This window comes from Streptomyces sp. NPDC038213 (assembly GCF_055600495.1).
Genome location: NZ_JBVJYM010000013.1, coordinates 1 through 15,547, shown reverse-complemented (window position 1 = coordinate 15,547; position 15,547 = coordinate 1). Strand labels below are relative to the sequence as shown.

General features: G+C 75.2%; 12 protein-coding genes and 1 pseudogene. 3 read left to right on the top strand and 10 right to left on the bottom strand.

The genetic code is table 11. From position 1 onward, the window contains the following. Nucleotides 1-3 precede the first annotated feature (3 nt). The gene (locus ACZ7JZ_RS19400; protein ID WP_470940715.1) at nucleotides 4-1,377 is read left to right on the top strand and encodes a styrene monooxygenase/indole monooxygenase family protein; all 1,374 of its coding nucleotides are present in this window, start codon (nucleotides 4-6) and stop codon (nucleotides 1,375-1,377) included. Here the strand turns inward: ACZ7JZ_RS19400 and ACZ7JZ_RS19395 are convergent. From ACZ7JZ_RS19395 to ACZ7JZ_RS19380, 4 genes and pseudogenes are all read right to left on the bottom strand, one after another. Beyond that, nucleotides 1,356-2,522, bottom strand: a pseudogene (locus ACZ7JZ_RS19395) (C40 family peptidase); the annotation flags it as partial. The gene ACZ7JZ_RS19400 and the pseudogene ACZ7JZ_RS19395 overlap by 22 nt on opposite strands. A 132-nt stretch (nucleotides 2,523-2,654) precedes the next feature. Continuing rightward, a complete protein-coding gene (locus tag ACZ7JZ_RS19390; protein WP_470940714.1) occupies nucleotides 2,655-3,020 on the bottom strand; it encodes a hypothetical protein in 366 nt (121 codons plus the stop codon). A 4-nt stretch (nucleotides 3,021-3,024) separates the two neighbouring features. After that, nucleotides 3,025-3,774: a TetR/AcrR family transcriptional regulator gene (locus ACZ7JZ_RS19385; protein ID WP_470940711.1), complete on the bottom strand. Its 750-nt coding sequence runs from the start codon at nucleotides 3,772-3,774 to the stop codon at nucleotides 3,025-3,027. Between the two features lie 30 nt (nucleotides 3,775-3,804). After that, nucleotides 3,805-4,743, bottom strand: coding sequence for an AurF N-oxygenase family protein (locus ACZ7JZ_RS19380; protein ID WP_470940708.1), 939 nt, complete (start codon nucleotides 4,741-4,743; stop codon nucleotides 3,805-3,807). Between the two features lie 210 nt (nucleotides 4,744-4,953). Here ACZ7JZ_RS19380 and ACZ7JZ_RS19375 point away from each other — a divergent pair, with 210 nt between their 5' ends. Then, nucleotides 4,954-6,099, top strand: coding sequence for a ferritin-like domain-containing protein (locus ACZ7JZ_RS19375; protein WP_470940705.1), 1,146 nt, complete (start codon nucleotides 4,954-4,956; stop codon nucleotides 6,097-6,099). Between the two features lie 19 nt (nucleotides 6,100-6,118). On the opposite strand, the gene ACZ7JZ_RS19370 is transcribed toward ACZ7JZ_RS19375, so the two are convergent. From ACZ7JZ_RS19370 to ACZ7JZ_RS19350, 5 genes are all read right to left on the bottom strand, one after another. Continuing rightward, the gene (locus tag ACZ7JZ_RS19370) at nucleotides 6,119-7,621 is read right to left on the bottom strand and encodes a penicillin-binding transpeptidase domain-containing protein (RefSeq protein WP_470940702.1); all 1,503 of its coding nucleotides are present in this window, start codon (nucleotides 7,619-7,621) and stop codon (nucleotides 6,119-6,121) included. Then, entirely contained in the window at nucleotides 7,618-9,072 is a 1,455-nt protein-coding gene (locus ACZ7JZ_RS19365; RefSeq protein WP_470940965.1) for an FtsW/RodA/SpoVE family cell cycle protein, read from the bottom strand. The genes ACZ7JZ_RS19370 and ACZ7JZ_RS19365 overlap by 4 nt, the downstream gene beginning before the upstream one ends. Before the next feature lie 99 nt (nucleotides 9,073-9,171). Next, entirely contained in the window at nucleotides 9,172-10,476 is a 1,305-nt protein-coding gene (locus ACZ7JZ_RS19360) for an ATP-binding protein (protein WP_470940964.1), read from the bottom strand. 62 nt (nucleotides 10,477-10,538) lie between these two features. Beyond that, on the bottom strand, nucleotides 10,539-11,558 hold the full coding sequence (locus tag ACZ7JZ_RS19355) for a hypothetical protein (protein ID WP_470940699.1): 1,020 nt from the start codon (nucleotides 11,556-11,558) through the stop codon (nucleotides 10,539-10,541). A 125-nt stretch (nucleotides 11,559-11,683) separates the two neighbouring features. Then, nucleotides 11,684-12,097 carry a hypothetical protein gene (locus tag ACZ7JZ_RS19350; RefSeq protein WP_470940696.1) on the bottom strand — a complete coding sequence of 138 codons (414 nt, stop codon included), beginning with the start codon at nucleotides 12,095-12,097 and terminating at the stop codon, nucleotides 11,684-11,686. A gap of 311 nt (nucleotides 12,098-12,408) precedes the next feature. Between ACZ7JZ_RS19350 and ACZ7JZ_RS19345 the strand changes: the two genes are divergently transcribed. Next, a complete protein-coding gene (locus ACZ7JZ_RS19345) occupies nucleotides 12,409-13,155 on the top strand; it encodes a nuclease-related domain-containing protein (protein WP_470940693.1) in 747 nt (248 codons plus the stop codon). A 1,219-nt stretch (nucleotides 13,156-14,374) separates the two neighbouring features. Here ACZ7JZ_RS19345 and ACZ7JZ_RS19340 read toward each other — a convergent pair. Further along, complete coding sequence (locus tag ACZ7JZ_RS19340; RefSeq protein WP_470940690.1) at nucleotides 14,375-14,947, bottom strand: SMI1/KNR4 family protein; 573 nt, start codon at nucleotides 14,945-14,947, stop codon at nucleotides 14,375-14,377. Nucleotides 14,948-15,547 lie beyond the last annotated feature (600 nt).

Here is a 15,547-nt window from a genome sequence, read left to right as displayed (position 1 = left end):
CGCATGCGGAAGATACTCGTCGTCGGAGCCGGCCAGTCCGGACTCCAGCTCGCCCTCGGTCTCCAGTCCCGCGGGTACGAGGTCACCCTCATGTCCAACCGCACGGCCGACGAGATCCGCACCGGCCGAGTGATGTCCACGCAGTGCATGTTCGACACCGCGCTCCGGCACGAGCGCGACCTCGGCCTCGCCTTCTGGGAGGGCCAGGCCCCGAAGATCGAGGGCCTCGGGGTCTCCGTCGCCGCCCCCGACTCCTCCCGCGCCGTGGACTGGCTGGGCCGCCTGCGCGGCTTCGCGCAGTCCGTGGACCAGCGGGTGAAGATGGCCGGCTGGCTGGACACCTTCGCGCAGCGCGGAGGGCAGCTCGTCATCCACGGGGCCACCGTCTCCGACCTGGACTTCTTCTCGAAGACCTACGACCTGGTGCTGGTCGCCGCCGGCAAGGGCGAACTGGTCTCCCTCTTCGCCCGGGACGCCGCCCGCTCCCCGTACGACACCCCGCAGCGCGCCCTGGCCGTCTCGTACGTGCACGGGCTCGGCCCGCGCCCCGAGCACCCCGGGACCGAGGCGGTCCGCTGCAACCTGGTCCCCGGGGTCGGCGAGCTCTTCGTCATGCCGACGCTCACCACCTCCGGGCGGGCCGACATCCTGTTCTGGGAGGGGCTGCCCGGCGGCCCGCTCGACGTGTTCCGCGGGATCAAGGACCCCGCCGAGCACCTGTCGACCACCCTCCAGCTGATGGAGAAGTTCACGCCCTGGGAGTACGCCCGGGCCACCAACGTCGAACTGACCGACGCGGGGGGCACCCTGGCCGGCCGGTACGCGCCCGTGGTCCGCAACCCCGTCGGGCGGCTGCCCGGGGGCGGACTGGTCCTCGGCGTGGCCGACGTGGTGGTCGCCAACGACCCGATCACCGGGCAGGGCTCCAACTCGGCGTCCAAGTGCGCGGCCTCGTACCTCTCCTCGATCCTCATGCACGGCGACCGGCCGTTCGACGAGGCCTGGATGAAGGCCACCTTCGACACGTACTGGTTCACCAACGGCAAGCCCGTCACGCAGTGGACCAACGCCATGCTGGGGGTCCCCCCGGAGCACGTGCTGAACCTGATCGGGGCGGCCGGGCAGCTCCAGCCGGTGGCGGACCGCTTCGCCAACGGCTTCGACAACCCGGCCGACTTCGACGGGTTCTTCTACGACCCGCAGGACGCGGCGGACTACCTCGCGGAGGTCGCGGCCGCGGTCTCCGCCGAGCCGGAGCCGGACGCTGCCGTGGCCGGCGCCCCGGTGGTCCCGGCCCCCGCCGCCGAACCGGCGCCGGAGTCCCCGGCAGAGCCCGCCGCAGTGCCCGCCGACGGGGGCGCCTCCGCCGCGGAGTAGCCCGTGTCGTCCCCCGCCGCCGCGTCCCCGGGCAGCGGCGGCGGGGCGTACGCGCCCTCGGCCAGCGGCTCCCCGCCCGGGTCCGGGCGCACGGCCCCCAGCAGCGGGTTCGCCGCCAGCGGCGAGACCTTCACCTTCGCCCCCGGCCGCGGGGCCTGCACCACCTTGCCGTCGCCCAGGTAGATGGCCACGTGCGTGGCCTTCGGGAAGTAGACGACCAGGTCGCCCGGCCGCAGCTGGTCCAGCGGGACCCGCGGCAGCTGCGCCCACTGCTCCTGGCTGGTCCGCGGGATGGGCCGGCCGGCGTGCGCCCAGGCCTGCGAGGTCAGCCCCGAGCAGTCGAAGGACTGCGGGCCCTCGGCGCCCCACACGTACGGCTTGCCGATCTGCCGGGCCGCGTAGGCGACCGCCTCGCCACCCGCGGCGGTCGGGGTCCGCGGGCTGCCCGGCGAGCCCGGGGCGCCGGGGGAGCCGAGGGCGCCCGAGTCCACCAGCTCCTGCTGGGCCCGGGCCTCGTCCGCCTGCTCCCGCTCCGCCAGCCGGGCGAGCTGCTCGGCGGTCAGCCCGGCCAGCAGCCGCTGCACCTCGTCGAGCTGCCGGTCCACCTCCGCGCGCTGCTCCTCCTGCCGGGCGGCCAGCTCCTGCTGGGCGTCGAGGGCCCTGCGGGCCCCGGCGGCGAGGGAGCCCGCGCGCTGTTCGGCGCCGGTGAGCCGGGCGATCAGGGCGGCCCGCCCGGCGGCCTCGCGGGCGCCCAGCCGGCGCTGGTCGAGGGCCTGCTGCGGATCGCCGGACAGCAGCATCCGCGCGTACGGGGACAGCCCGTCGGCCCCCTGGTACTGGCGGCGGGCGAGGGCCCCGGCGAGGGAGAGCTGGGTACCGAGGTCCGTGCGGGCCCGGCCGAGCTCCGCGCTGAGCCGGCGCTCCTCGGCGCGGCGGGCGGCGAGGGCCGCGCCGGTGGCGTTGTGGGCCTCCGAGGCCTCCTCGGCGCGCTGGTAGAGGGTCTGGAGCCGGGTCAGCAGCTCGGTGACGCTCTGCTCCCGGGCCGGGCCGGCCGGATCGGCGAGTGCGGCCGGGGGAGCCGCCGTGACCAGGGCGGCGGCGGTCGCGGCGGCCACACAGGCCGTCCGCAGCAGTCCTCGTGACATGGGATCACCTCCGAGGAGGGATCGTGCCATGCAGATCACCATGAAATAGTACGAATCGCCCACCCGGTCCCCGGGGCCCCGCGCGGCCACCCGTCCGGCGCACCAGCCGCCCGCGGGGCGCGGGGAGCCGGCCTAAGCGGTTCCGCGCCCCGGCCCCTCGCCCCGGCTGTCCCGGCTGCCCGCGTCCCCGGGGCCGCCTGCGCCGCCGGACTCGCCCGCGCCCCCCGCAGCGGCGGGGTCCGGCTTCGACCAGGGCCAGCGCAGCCGGTCCACGCGTCCCGTCGGGTCGAACTCGTACGCCCAGCCCTTCAGCAGGCCCAGCCGCTTCGAGTAGCCCGAGGGGACCCGCCGGTAGACCAGGACCGTCGGGGGGCCGCCGGCCGCGTCCGGTACGGGGATCGTGTACTGCTTCGGCGGATGCCCCGTCGGCCCGAGCAGGACGGGCAGCGAACGGCCGTCCATCGGCCCGCCGTGGAAGTGGATGTGCTGGCTCTTCACCCCCCTAGAGTAGGTGCGCCGCCTCCGAGACCACCGGGACCACCCGGCGGGCCAGCACCCCGACCGGCCCGTCGGCGGACTCCAGGGCCAGGGCGGCCCGCGCCGCCGCGGCCGTCTGCGGGTCGGTGGCCGCCGCGGCCGCCAGATGGGCGACGAACTGGTCCACCAGCCAGTCCCGCAGCTCCGGCAGCGGCGGCTGCTTGCCCTCGTCCAGCCAGATCAGCGAGGCGGCCTCCACCGCCGTGATCCAGGTCCGCACCGTCATCCGCAGCCGCGGACCCGGTTCGGCCACCGCCAGGTGGACGAGGATCTGCTCGGCGGCCGCCCGCCGGATCCCGTCCACCGTCGCCGTGGTCCGCGAGGTCTCCACCACGCTGCCGCCCTGGAGCAGCGCGCTGAAGCCGGCGTCGTGCCCGTCCACGAAGGCCAGGTACCGGTCCAGGGCCCGGGACAGCCGCCCCGTCAGCGGACCGGTCTGCGGTACGGCGAAGCACTCCGTCAGCTCCTCGGCGGCCGAGCGCAGCGCCGCCTCGTACAACTGCTGCTTCCCGCCGGGGAAGTACCGGTACACGAGCGGGCGCGAGACCCCCGCCGCCCCGGCCACGTCGTCCAGCGACACGTCCTCGGGCGCGCGGTGCGCGAACAGCTGCAGGGCCGACTCCAGGAGCTGGACCCGCCGCTCCTCGACGCTCAGGCGGCGGTACGAGGGGGCGCCCGCGGTCCGGACGGGCCGGGGCTGGGGGGTCCGGGTCATGCCCCGCAGCGTAACCCCGCCCGGCCCCGCTCAGGCCAGGAGTCCGGACCTCTTCCAGAGCGTGCGCCCCACTCCGCGCAGTACGCCGATGTCGTCGAGGAAGTCCGTCAGCCGCTTGGCCCCCGTCTGCATCACCTCGCGCCGGTGCCCGCTGGCCTTCGCCTGGGCCAGGGCCTCGCGCCGGTCCAGGCCCACGTTGTCGTAGACCGCCGGGTTCACGAAGGCCACCGAGAAGACGCGGGCGGCCTCGCCGCAGCTGATCCGGGTCAGCTCCTGCTCCCAGCGGGGGGCGGTGACCATCTGGCGGCGCAGCTCCTCGCGGGCGTAGCGGACGTGCCGGGCCTCCTCGATCACGTGGATCTTGGTGACCCCGCGGACCAGGGGCTGCACCCGCTCGTCCGGGAAGGTGAGCCGCTGCATCCAGTCGAGCACCTCCTCGCCGAGGAGGGTGCAGGCGAAGGAGCCGGGGGTGGTGGAGATCGTCTTCAGCACCCGGCCGAGGTTGTGGTTGGCCCGCGTGACCGGGTAGGCGGGGGCGCCGTGCCGCTGGATCATCCGGGCGAACATCATCGAGTGCCGGCACTCGTCGGCGATCTCCGTGAGGGCGTACCGGACGTGCATGCTGGTCAGCGGCTTGTCGTAGATGTGCCGGACCAGCAGCTGCATGAGGATCACCTCGAACCAGATGCCGAGGGAGGCCAGGGCGGCGGCCTCGTGGCGGGCCAGCTCCATCCGCTGCTCCTCGGACATCCGCTTCCACAGCGGGGTGTCGTAGAGCGAGACGAGCTCCGGGGGCCAGAACCACTTGCCCTCGACCGGCGGGGCCTCCCAGTCGAGCTCCTTGTCGGGGTCGAAGGAGTGCCTGGCTGAGGAGTCGAGCAGCCGCTCGGCGACCTGCTCGCGGTCCTTGAGCAGGCCGAGGGCGTCCCGCAGGGCGGTGGGCTCGGTCCCTGGCGTCACGGTGGTCATGGCGGGGGCACCTCGTCGGGAGAAGGGGTTACCGGCGGTCACTGCTTATGAGACTGCTTGTCAGCAAGGCCGTCAATCCCTCGCGCACGACTTGTTGACCCGGTGTCTGACAACGTGTGACGCTGCCGAAGGCCAGGCGCGTACGGGCCGGACCCGTACGGCACTTCACCCCACGTCACCTCCGGCACCCGCCGGACGAAGGAGGCACCGGTGGCGACGCACGAGCTCTACACCCAGCGGCCGGCAGCGCCGGTGTGGCAGGTGCCGGCGACCGGCGCGGCCCGGTTCACCTGGGAGTACGACGAGGGCCGCGAGCGGCTCCTCGCCCTCTACCAGAAGGGCAAGGACAAGCAGTGGGACGGGGCCCGGCGCATCGACTGGGACCTCGACGTCGACCCGTACGACCCGCTCGGCACCCCCGACGAGATGATGACCCTGTACGGCACCCGGTACTGGCCCAAGCTCACCGCGAAGGACCGGGGCGACCTGCGCCGGCACTACACCTCCTGGCAGTTCAGCCAGTTCCTCCACGGCGAGCAGGGCGCCATGGTCTGCGCCGCCCGCATCGTGGAGTCCGTACCGGACCTCGACGCCAAGTACTACTCCGCCACCCAGACCATGGACGAGGCCCGGCACGCCGAGATCTACTCCCGCTTCCTCCACGAGAAGATCGGGATGCTCTACCCCGTCGACGACAACCTCCAGGGGCTGCTCGGCGACACCCTGCGCGACTCCCGCTGGGACATGCCGTACCTCGGGATGCAGGTGCTCATCGAGGGCCTGGCCCTCGCCGCCTTCGGGATGATCCGCGACACCACCCCCAAGCCGCTGCCCCGCCAGATCCTCGCGTACGTCATGCAGGACGAGGCCCGGCACGTGGCCTTCGGCCGGATGGCCCTGCGCGACTACTACCGGCAGCTCACCGACGCCGAACTGCGCGAGCGCGAGGAGTTCGTCATCGAGGGCTGCTACCTGATGCGGGACCGGCTGCGCGGGGTGGAGGTGCTGGAGAACTTCGGCGTGCCGAGGAAGGAGGCCGAGGAGCTCTCCGAGCGCTCGGAGTTCCTGGGGCTCTTCCGCAAGCTGCTGTTCAGCCGGATCGTGCCCTGCGTGAAGGACATCGGGCTGTGGGGCGAACGCCTCCAGCGCGCCTACGTCGACATGGGCGTCCTCGAACTCGGCGACGCCAGCCTCGACCTGCTGATGACCCGGGACGAGGAGGTCGCCGAGGCCCTCGACCGCGAACGCTTCGCGGCGGAGGAGGCGGCGCGCGTCGAGGAGGTCGCCCGGGCGGTGGCGGAGGGCGCGGGGGAGACGGAGGAGACGGGACGGGTGGACGGGGAGGAGGGGGCATAGGGGCTCCCTCCCCGGCGGTTCAGCGCGGTGCGGGGCGCCGTGGAGCCGACGCGCCCGCCGCCGGGCTGTCCGCCAGGGCCGCTTCGAGGACCGCCCGGGCGATCGGGGCGGCGCTGCTGTTGCCGCTGATGTCCCCCCGGTCGGCCTCCGCGTCCTCGACCACCACGGCCACCGCCGCGGTCGGCAGCGGCGCCCCCTCCGGCCTGGCCCAGGCGATGAACCAGGCGTACGGGGTGCCCGCGTTGCCCAGCCCGTGCTGCGCGGTGCCCGTCTTGCCGCCGACCACGGCCCCCGGCACGGCCGCGTTGCGCCCCGTACCGTCCTCGACCACCTGCACCATCAGCTCCTGGAGCCGCAGGGCGGTGCCGGGGCTCATGGCCCGGCCCAGGCTGCGCCGGCCGGCGTGGCGCACGGTGCCCCCGTCGTCCTCGGTGGTCTTCTCCACCAGGTACGGGTACATCAGCTCGCCGCCGTTGGCCACGGCGGCCGCGACCATCGCCATCTGGAGCGGGGTGGCCTTGGTGTTGAACTGCCCGATGGCGGACAGGGCAAGCTGGTCGCGGCTCATGTCGGTGTCGAAGTTCGACCGGGACACCCAGGAGGGCACCCGCAGCCCGCCGTCGTTGAAGCCGAATCGTTCCGCCGCCTCGACCATCCCGCGCAGGCCCACGCCCACGCCGATCTTCGCCATCACCGTGTTGCAGGACCAGCGGACGGCCTCCGCCATCGAGGCGTCCCGGCAGCCCGAGCCGGCGTTCGGCAGCAGGGTGCGGGTGCCGGGCAGGACGTACGGGTCGGGGGTGTCCGTGGGCGCGTCCGGATCCGCGACCACCCCGGCGTCCAGGGCCGCCGCGGCCGTCACGATCTTGAAGGTCGAGCCCGGCGGATAGGTCTCGCGCAGCGCCCGGTTGAGCATCGGCCGCGTCGGGTCGGCGTTCAGCCGCCGCCAGGCCCCGGCCACCGCCGAACCCGTGCCGGACAGCACCTCCGGATCGTACGAGGGGCTGCTGACCAGGGCGAGGATCCGGCCGGTGGCGGGCTCCAGCGCGGCCACGGCCCCGCGCCGCCCGGCCAGTCCGGCGTACGCGGCCCGCTGCATCCGGGCCTTGACCGTGGTGGCCGCGTCCCCGCCGGGCGGGCGGCGGCGCAGGATGTCGTTCCACAGCGGGATCAGGGACAGCCCCGGGTCGGTGCCGGACAGGACGCCGTCCTCGGCGCGCTCCACGAAGCTCGTGCCGTACGTCTGCGAGGCGAAGCCGGTGACCGGGGCGTACAGCGGGCCGTGGACGTACGAGCGCTCGAAGCGCAGCAGCTGGCCGCTGTCCTTGGAGCCGGTCACGGGCCGGCCGTCGACCAGGATGTCCCCGCGCGGCTTGGCGTAGCGCGCGATGCCCTCCCGCTTGTTGGCGGGGTTCGCGGCCGCCGCCCCCGCCTCGGCGACCTGGACGCGGACGGCGTTGGCCAGCAGCGCGGCGAGCAGCAGCGCACAGAACCCGGCCGACCAGCGGATGTGGCGGATCACCGGGCGGTCCCGGGGGCTCCGGCGGTCCCGGGTGGTCGGGTGGTCGCGTCGGTTCCGCTGGCCCCGGGGGGTTCGGCGTCCCCGGCGCCCCCGTCGGGCCCGTGGGCGTGGGGGCCGTCCGGCTGCGGGCTGCGGGCGCAGTGGCTGAGCCGGACCAGCAGGGCGACGATGATCCAGTTGGTGACGACGGAGGAGCCGCCCTGGGCGAGGAAGGGCATGGCCATGCCCGTCAGCGGGATCAGCCCGGTGACCCCGCCCGTGATCACGAACACCTGGAGGGCCACGATCGAGGCCAGCCCGGTGGCCAGCAGCCGTCCGAACGGGTCCCGCAGGGCGAGGCCCGCGCCGAAGCCGCGGGCGACCAGCAGCCCGTACAGGAGGAGGATCGCGGTCAGGCCCGCCAGGCCCAGCTCCTCGCCCGCGGTGGCGAGGATGAAGTCGGACTTCGCGGCGAAGCCGATCAGGATCGAGTTGCCGAGGCCCAGCCCGGTGCCGAGCACCTCGCCCGCGCCGAAGGCGAAGAGCGACTGGGCCAGCTGGCCGGGGCCCTGCCCGCGCTCGATGGAGGCGTAGGGGTCCAGCCAGTCCTGCACCCGGCTGTTGACGTGCGGCTCCAGGGTGCCGACGGCGTACGCGCCGAGGGCCGCGAGGAGCAGCCCGACCGCGATCCAGCCGATCCGGCCGGTGGCCACGAACAGCATGATCACGAACAGGCCGAAGAAGAGGAGGGAGGTGCCGAGGTCCCGCTCCAGGACCAGCACCCCCACGCTGAGCAGCCAGATGCCCAGGATCGGCCCCAGGACCCGGCCCGGGAGCAGCCGCAGGCGGCCGACGACCCGGCGGCCGGTGAGGGCGAGGGCGGTGCGGTTCGCGGCGAGGTAGGCCGCGAAGAAGAGGGCGAGGAGGACCTTCGCGAACTCGCCCGGCTGGAAGGACAGTCCGCCGACCCGCACCCAGATGTGGGCCCCGTTGACCGCGGGGAAGAACACCGGTGCCAGCATCAGGAAGAGCGCCGCGGCCGCCGACAGGTACGCGTACCGCTGGAGCACCCGGTGATCCCGCAGCACCGCGGTGACCAGGACGAACAGCCCGAGCCCCAGGGCCGACCAGACCAGCTGCGCGGGGGCCGTGGCCTGCCCGGGGGTCTCCAGGTCCAGCCGTGCGATCAGCACCAGGCCGAGCCCGTTGAGGAGCACGGCGATGGGCAGCAGGAGGGGGTCGGCGTACGGGGCGGTGAAACGTACCGCCAGATGCGCGGCCAGGGCCCCGGCGGCGAGGCCCGCGGCGTACCGGGAGGTGTCCGGGGGGATGCGGCCGCCGGTCGCGAGCCCGGCGCAGAGGTAGCCGAGGAGGACGGTCAGCACGGCGCCCGCGAGCAGGGCCAGCTCCACGCCCCTGCGCTTGGCGCGGCCGGTGGCGAGCGGCGGGGCGTCCGCCGCCGTTGCCGTCAGTGCGGTCATATCGGCAACGTAGCAAGCGGTAGCAGCTTATGTGCCTTTATGTCTGCTCATGTCTGGTGATGACCGGTCATGTCAGGCTGTGACGAGGCGTCAGGCGCGGTCGCGGGAGTCCGTACCCGGCTCCGGCCCGGTCCCCGTACCCGGCCCGGTCCCCGGCTCCGGACCGGTCCCCGGCTCCGGCTCTGCCGGGAGCGGCGGGAGGTGTTCCGGGGGCGGGGCCGGCAGGGTCAGCACCGCGAGCGCGCCGCCCCCGGGCGCGTTGCGGAACACCAGCTCCGCGCCGATCGCCCCGGCCTGGCCGCGCGCGATCGTCAGCCCCAGCCCGTGGCCCTTGCCCCCGGCGCCCGCCTCCGTGCGGAAGCGCTGCGGGCCGTGCGCCACCAGGTAGTCCGGATAGCCGTCGCCGTGGTCGCGGACCGAGACCACCAGGCCGTCCACGGTCAGCACCACCGGGGCGCGGCCGTGCGTGTGCGCGTTCGAGACCAGGTTGCCGAGTACGCGCTCCAGGCGCCGCCGGTCCGTCTCCACGTAGTGGTCCCGGACGATGACGACCTCGGTGGGCGTCCCCGAGGCGCGCACCACCCGCTGCGCGAGCGGGGCCAGCCGGTGCAGGTCCGTCTCCAGGCCCTCGCTGCCCGCGTCCAGCCGCGAGATCTCCAGCAGGTCCTCCGTCAGCTGCCGCATCGTGCGGACGCGTTCGCGCACCATCTCGGTGGGGCGGCCCTCCGGGAGCAGCTCCGCAGCCGCCGACAGGCCGGTCAGCGGGGTGCGGAGCTCGTGCGCCACGTCGGCGGTGAACCGCTGCTCGCTCAGCAGCTTGGCCTGGAGCGTCGAGGCCATCCGGTCCAGGGCCGCGGAGACCGTGGCCACCTCGTCCAGCCGGTGCCGCCGGTCCGGGTCCGCGGTCCGAGGGTCGTCCACCCGGGCGTCCAGGTCGCCCTGGCTGATCCGGCGGGCCACCGAGGCCGTCAGGTGCAGCCGCCGGGTGATCCGGGTGACCGCGAAGGCCCCCACCAGCAGCGTGAGCCCGATGGCGAGCCCGGCGGAGCCGATGATCGCGTTGTCCAGCCCGCTGATCGTGCGCGCGCTCTGCGTGTAGTCGAGCGCCGTGGCCAGGGCCCGGCCGTCCGCCGGGCCCGCGGCCCACATCACCGGGCCGCCGTCCGCCTCGGCGACGGCCGTACCGCGCTCCCCGGCCAGCGCCAGCCGGCGCAGCGAGTCCGGCAGCTGCGCCGGGTCGACCGAGGCGCCGTGGGGGAGCGGATCGCCCGCCTCGTACGCGCGCGCGGCGTCGGTGAGCCGGGTGAGCGCCTTCTCCCGGGCCGTGTGCACGGTCTGCCGGGTCACCTCCACGTGCACCAGGGCCCCCAGCACCGCCGCGAGCGTGCAGCACATCACGACGATGAAGCAGGCCGACTTCCAGGTGAGGGTGGCCGTCCAGGCGGGCAGGCGGGGCCTCACGGGGACCCCGCGGGGGAGGCCGGGCGGGCGGGCACGGGATCGTCCGGATCGGCGGGGGCGCCGGGGTCGGCGGACGCGCCGGGTGCGGCCGGATCCACGAGGGACCCGGCGGCGGACGGCTCCGCGGGCTCCCCGGGTACGGGGGCGGGGCCGGGGCCGGAGTCCGTACCGGGGGCGGGGCCGGGGCCGGGGCCCGTACCCGTCCCGGAGCCCTGACTGCTGCTCCGTCCGCCCCGGCCGCCCTGTCCGCCGCTTTCCGCGCCGTTCTGCGGCATCCGGACGATCTGGTCCCGGGTCACGATCATCGTGCGCTGCTTGGGGTCCCAGGACCAGGCGATGTTCCACTCGTAGCCGGGGTTCCCGCCCGGTACGCGCAGGATCACGTCCCGGCCCGCCAGCTCGACGCTGATCACCGACTCGATCGTGCCCATGATCCGGTTGAGCCGGCCGTCCCCGTCGGCCGTGTAGGCCCGTACGGCCAGCTGGTGGTCGGGGAGCTCGATGCCGAGGATCAGCTCGGCGTGCCCGTTGCCCGTCAGGTCGCGGTAGTACGGGGCGAGCACCGGGCAGCCCGGCTCCCCGGCCGTCCCGCACGCGTCGATCTGCCGCACCACCTGGTCGGGCAGCCAGTCGGGCCCGGTCTGCACCCCCTGGTTGGCCTGCTGCTCGGCCTTCACGAGGGCGAGCGGGTTGACCTGCCGTACGTTCTGCCCGGTCACCGGTGGGATGCCCCTGACGTACTCGGGCGGGCTGCCGCCCGGCTCCGAGGGCAGCGGGGAGGCGCCCTGGCGGCCCGGCCACAGGTGCACCGGCCCGCTCGCGACCGGGGTCGGCCCCGCGCTCTCCGGCCCGCCGGTGTCGCTGCACCCCGAGAGCAGCAGCACCGAGACGGCCGCCAGCGCGGACAGGGCCAGCGCGGCGGGTGCGGGGGGAGTGGCGCGTGTGGCGGGTGCGGCCGGTGCGGCGGAGGGCGGCAGGGGTGCGGCGGCGGCTCGGGCCGTGCGGCGCGGCTTCACGGGCGGGTCCGTCCTCCTCGACTCCGTATTTGGGGGCTCTTGTGATGGTTCACCCTATTCGGAATCGGTGAGGGCGGAACGGGTGGGGGCTCCGCCCCCGGACGCGTACGGCCGCCGTACCGCCCTCAACAGGCCGTGCGTCCGCGCCGCATCATCGCGAAGCCCAGCCCCGCCGCCCCCACGGCCGCCATCCCGCCGCCCGCGCCGAGCAGCACCACCCCGCTGCCCGCCCGCTCCGTGAGCGCGTCGAGGCGCAGGGCCGCGGAGGCGTCGGTACCGCCCGTGGCGTCCGCCCCGGCGGTGCCGGCCGCGGCGGCCGCGTACGCCGCATCGGCCGTACCCGTGGGGAGGCCCGTACCGGTGCGCTGGGCGGTCTTGTACCCGCCCGCGCCCTCGGGCAGCGCGTGCGCCCGCCCGGGGGCGGAAGCGGGCCCTCCGTCCGCGAGGGCGGAGGCGGCGGGCAGGGCCAGCACGGCGGCGGCCGCGACCGCGCAGACTGCGGCGGTACGGGTGGTGGCGCGGCGGCTGAGCGGGTTCACGGGAACTCCTCGGGCTCGGAGTGCGGGCAGCGGGCGTCGGGCGTCCCGCGTCGGCGGGTGCTCGCGGCGGCGGTCGGCTGGCGGGGGCAACACGCTAGGGCCGCGCCGTTGCGGCCACCCCGCTGCCGTGTAACAGCCGGCCATAGCCGAGGCCGCGAAGTCGTTACACAGCGTCCTGCCGTGCCGGGTCCCTTGCCGCCGCGGCCCGCTCCTGCTCCCATGGTCGGGGGCACCGGGGAGGCGGGGGACTGCGGATGCGCGGCGGACTGCGAGTGGTACCGGCGGGCCGGACCGGCCCGGGGACGTTGTACGTGAGCGGGCCCGACGGGCGCGCCAGGGCCTGGTACGACCGCGGCAGCGGACACATCAGCCTGCTCTCCGCGGCGGACGAGGAGGCCGTGCTCAGCGCCCTGCGGCCGTTCCTCAGCGGCAGCTGGACGATCGGGCCGCCGCCCGTGCCCGGCCGCGCCGAACTCCGCCGGCTGGCCCTCCACCCCGACGACGACCTCGCCCCCAACCGCCCCGGCGAACGGCTCCTCGGCGAACTCGAACACGGCGGCGCGGGCACCCGCTCGCGGCTGCGCAGCCGCGCCGCACTCCTGGCCCGGCAGAGGTTCGGCACCGAGCTGGACACCCTCGAAGGGGCCGGGTGGCGGGTACTGCACGACGTACCCCTGCCGGCCGCCGCGGCCATCGACCACCTGCTCATCGGACCCGGCGGGCTGTACGCCGTACACACCGCGGCGGGGCGGCGGCAGCGGGCCTCCGTCGGGGACCTCCTCCTGAAGGTCGGGCGCGCGGAACCGGTCCCGGCGGTCCGCTGGTGCCGGCGCGCGGCCGACCTCGCCACCCACGCCCTCGGCTTCCCCGTCACCCCGGCCCTGGCCGTCGTCGACGCCGCCCGCCTGACGGTGGCCCCGACCCTCCGCGACGTCCACGTCCTCCGCGAGGGCGCCACGGCCCACCTCTCCACCCTGGCCGGCATCCTCAAACCCACCGACACCGACTCCCTCCACACCACGGCCCGCGACCGCCGGACGTGGTGGGGGGCGGGGTGACGTGAGCCGGTGGCGGGCCGGGGCTGAGCCGTTGCTGCGGGCGGTGTCGTGGAGGTGGCCGGTTGGGGGCATCCCGCCATGCGTGACGGTGTTTCCGGGGCGGGGCGCCCTGTCAAGGGCGCTCCCTGCGGTCGCGTCGCTGCGCGATTCCGCTCCGCTCCACCCTGGACAGACCACCCCGCCCCGGACGGCATGACTGCCTGTCGGGACGCCCCCCGAAAGGAAACGCCCAGGGGGACCCGAGCCTCCGCCGGTCACCGTCGGCCAAGCCAATCCCGTCCCCCTGCACCCCCGCCCTCCGGGCGGAAAGACCAACGACCACAAGCCACAAGCCGCGGCGGATCGCTACACAGCCGCGGCCATCTGAGCGGCCTGCGGGCCGCCTGGGGCCGGGCATAGGCCGCCACCGATCGCTACGCGCTCCGGCCGTCCCGGCGGCCTGCGGGAGGGATGGGGCTGGTGACGCGGCAGTTCGCTACGCGCTTCGGCCGTCTCGGCGGCAGCCGGGAGGTGTGGGGCTGATGGCGCGGGAGTTCGCTACGCGCCTCGGCAGTCTCGGCGGCAGCCGGACCGGCCGGGGCCGGTGGCGCAGCGAATCGCTACGTGGCGGGGGCTGCCTGGCGGTTGCAGACGGCGGCCTGGGCCGACTGCCCGCGGCACTTCACAACGTGCTCCGGCCGTCCCGGCGGCAGCCGGACGGCCTGGAGCTGGTGCCGCGCGGATCGCTACGCGGCGCAGGCGGTCCAGCGGCCTGCGGGCCGCCGGACCGGGCGCGGCTGCTCCGGCTGACGACGAGCGCGCCGGTCGTCGCCGTGCCCTCTGATCCGCCTGACGATCTTCAGGACACAGGAAGCCACCCGCGGCCCTGCCGCCTCGCGGCAGTAGGTGACTGACCGTGCCTCGCCCCGCCCAGCGGCAGGTGTCTGTACGGCGGCCCGCGGACCGTCCCGCGGCTGCTGGGGCGGGGGCCGGGGCTGGTTCCCGTGCCCTGCGATCCGCCTGGCGGTCCTCAGGGCACGGGAGGCGGTCTGCGGCTCTGCCGCCTCGCGGTCGCGGCTGGCTTGCCGTGTCCTGAGTCCCGCCCAGCGGGTCGCGCTCTGGCGCGGCTGCTCCTGCCGAGGCCGGTTGCCGTGCCCTGCGATCCGGCCGGTGGCCTTCAGGAGACCGGGCCGGCCCACCCCCTCCTCCAGCCTGCGCGGACGGGTGGGAGCAGGCAGGGCTACGCGTCGGGGAACCAGGAGCGGCCCTCGGCCCAGTGGGTTGCCCAGCCGGCGAAGCCGGGGACGCCGGGCATCACGGCGTCGGGGGATTGGGGGCCGAACGGCATGGCGCCTTCGCCCGCGATCTGCCAGACGTGCCCGCGGTGCGGGCCGGTGACGACCAGGTGCCAGTACATGCCGCAGCCGTCGGTTCCCAGCAGCAGCGACCCGTGGTCGAATACGGGGTTCGTCCGCTGCTCGAACTCCTCCACCGACAGGTCTTCCTCATCCTCCTCCCACAGCCAGGCAGCCGTGAGCGGAAACGGCTCGGCGAGCCTGCGCTCGGGACGGTCCGAGCCCCAGTCCACGGGGGTTTCGGCCAGGGGGAGCAGCCCGTAGTGAGGTGGTCCGTCCGGCAGGCCGTCGCAGACCTCCGCCACGAACGTGCGGTAAGGCTCCGGGAGCGTGACCCCGTGCTCCGCCTCGAACTCCCGCACCGCTTCCCACCCGGCAGCCGCAGCCGCTCCGGGCCGCGAACCGAAAACCTCCCGGAGGGCAGCCAGTTCGGCCGGATCGCATGTTTCCGTGTTCATCCCCCCATCATCCAAGAGCCCAGAGGCCCCGTCAGCGCTCCCCTCGCTGCCACCGCCACCTCTGCTCAACTCCCCCCGCCCGCTACTCCTCCACCTCACCACCGGCCGCGCCTGATCTGCCGTGCTCTGCGATCCGCTGGGCGGATCGCAGAGCGCGGCAGCAGCCTGCGCCCCTGCCGCTGCGCGGCAGGGGCCGCCCTGGCGTGCTCTGAGTACCGCCCAGCGGATCGCAGAGCACGGGAGGCGGACTTGGGACCTGCGGCGCGGCGGGTGGGTGCGGGATGCCGTGCTCTGGGTACCGCTGGGCGGGTCGCGGGGCACGGGATGGCCCGACTTTCGCCGGGATGGCCTCCGCCGGGGCCCGGTCCGCCGCGCGCCCGGCCCACGACGGCCTACGGGCCGCTTGGCCTCCCCCTTGCCGTGAAGGCGGTCTGCCGCGTCCCGGCCCCAGGCGGCCCCGCACCCGCCGGGACGGCCGAGGCGCGTAGCGATCGGCGGCGGCCTATGCCCGGCCCCGGCCGGTGCGGCTGCCGCTTGGCCTGCCTCGGCTGTGTAGCGATCCGCCGCGGCTTGTCGCTTGTGTCGGTTGTCTTTCCGCCC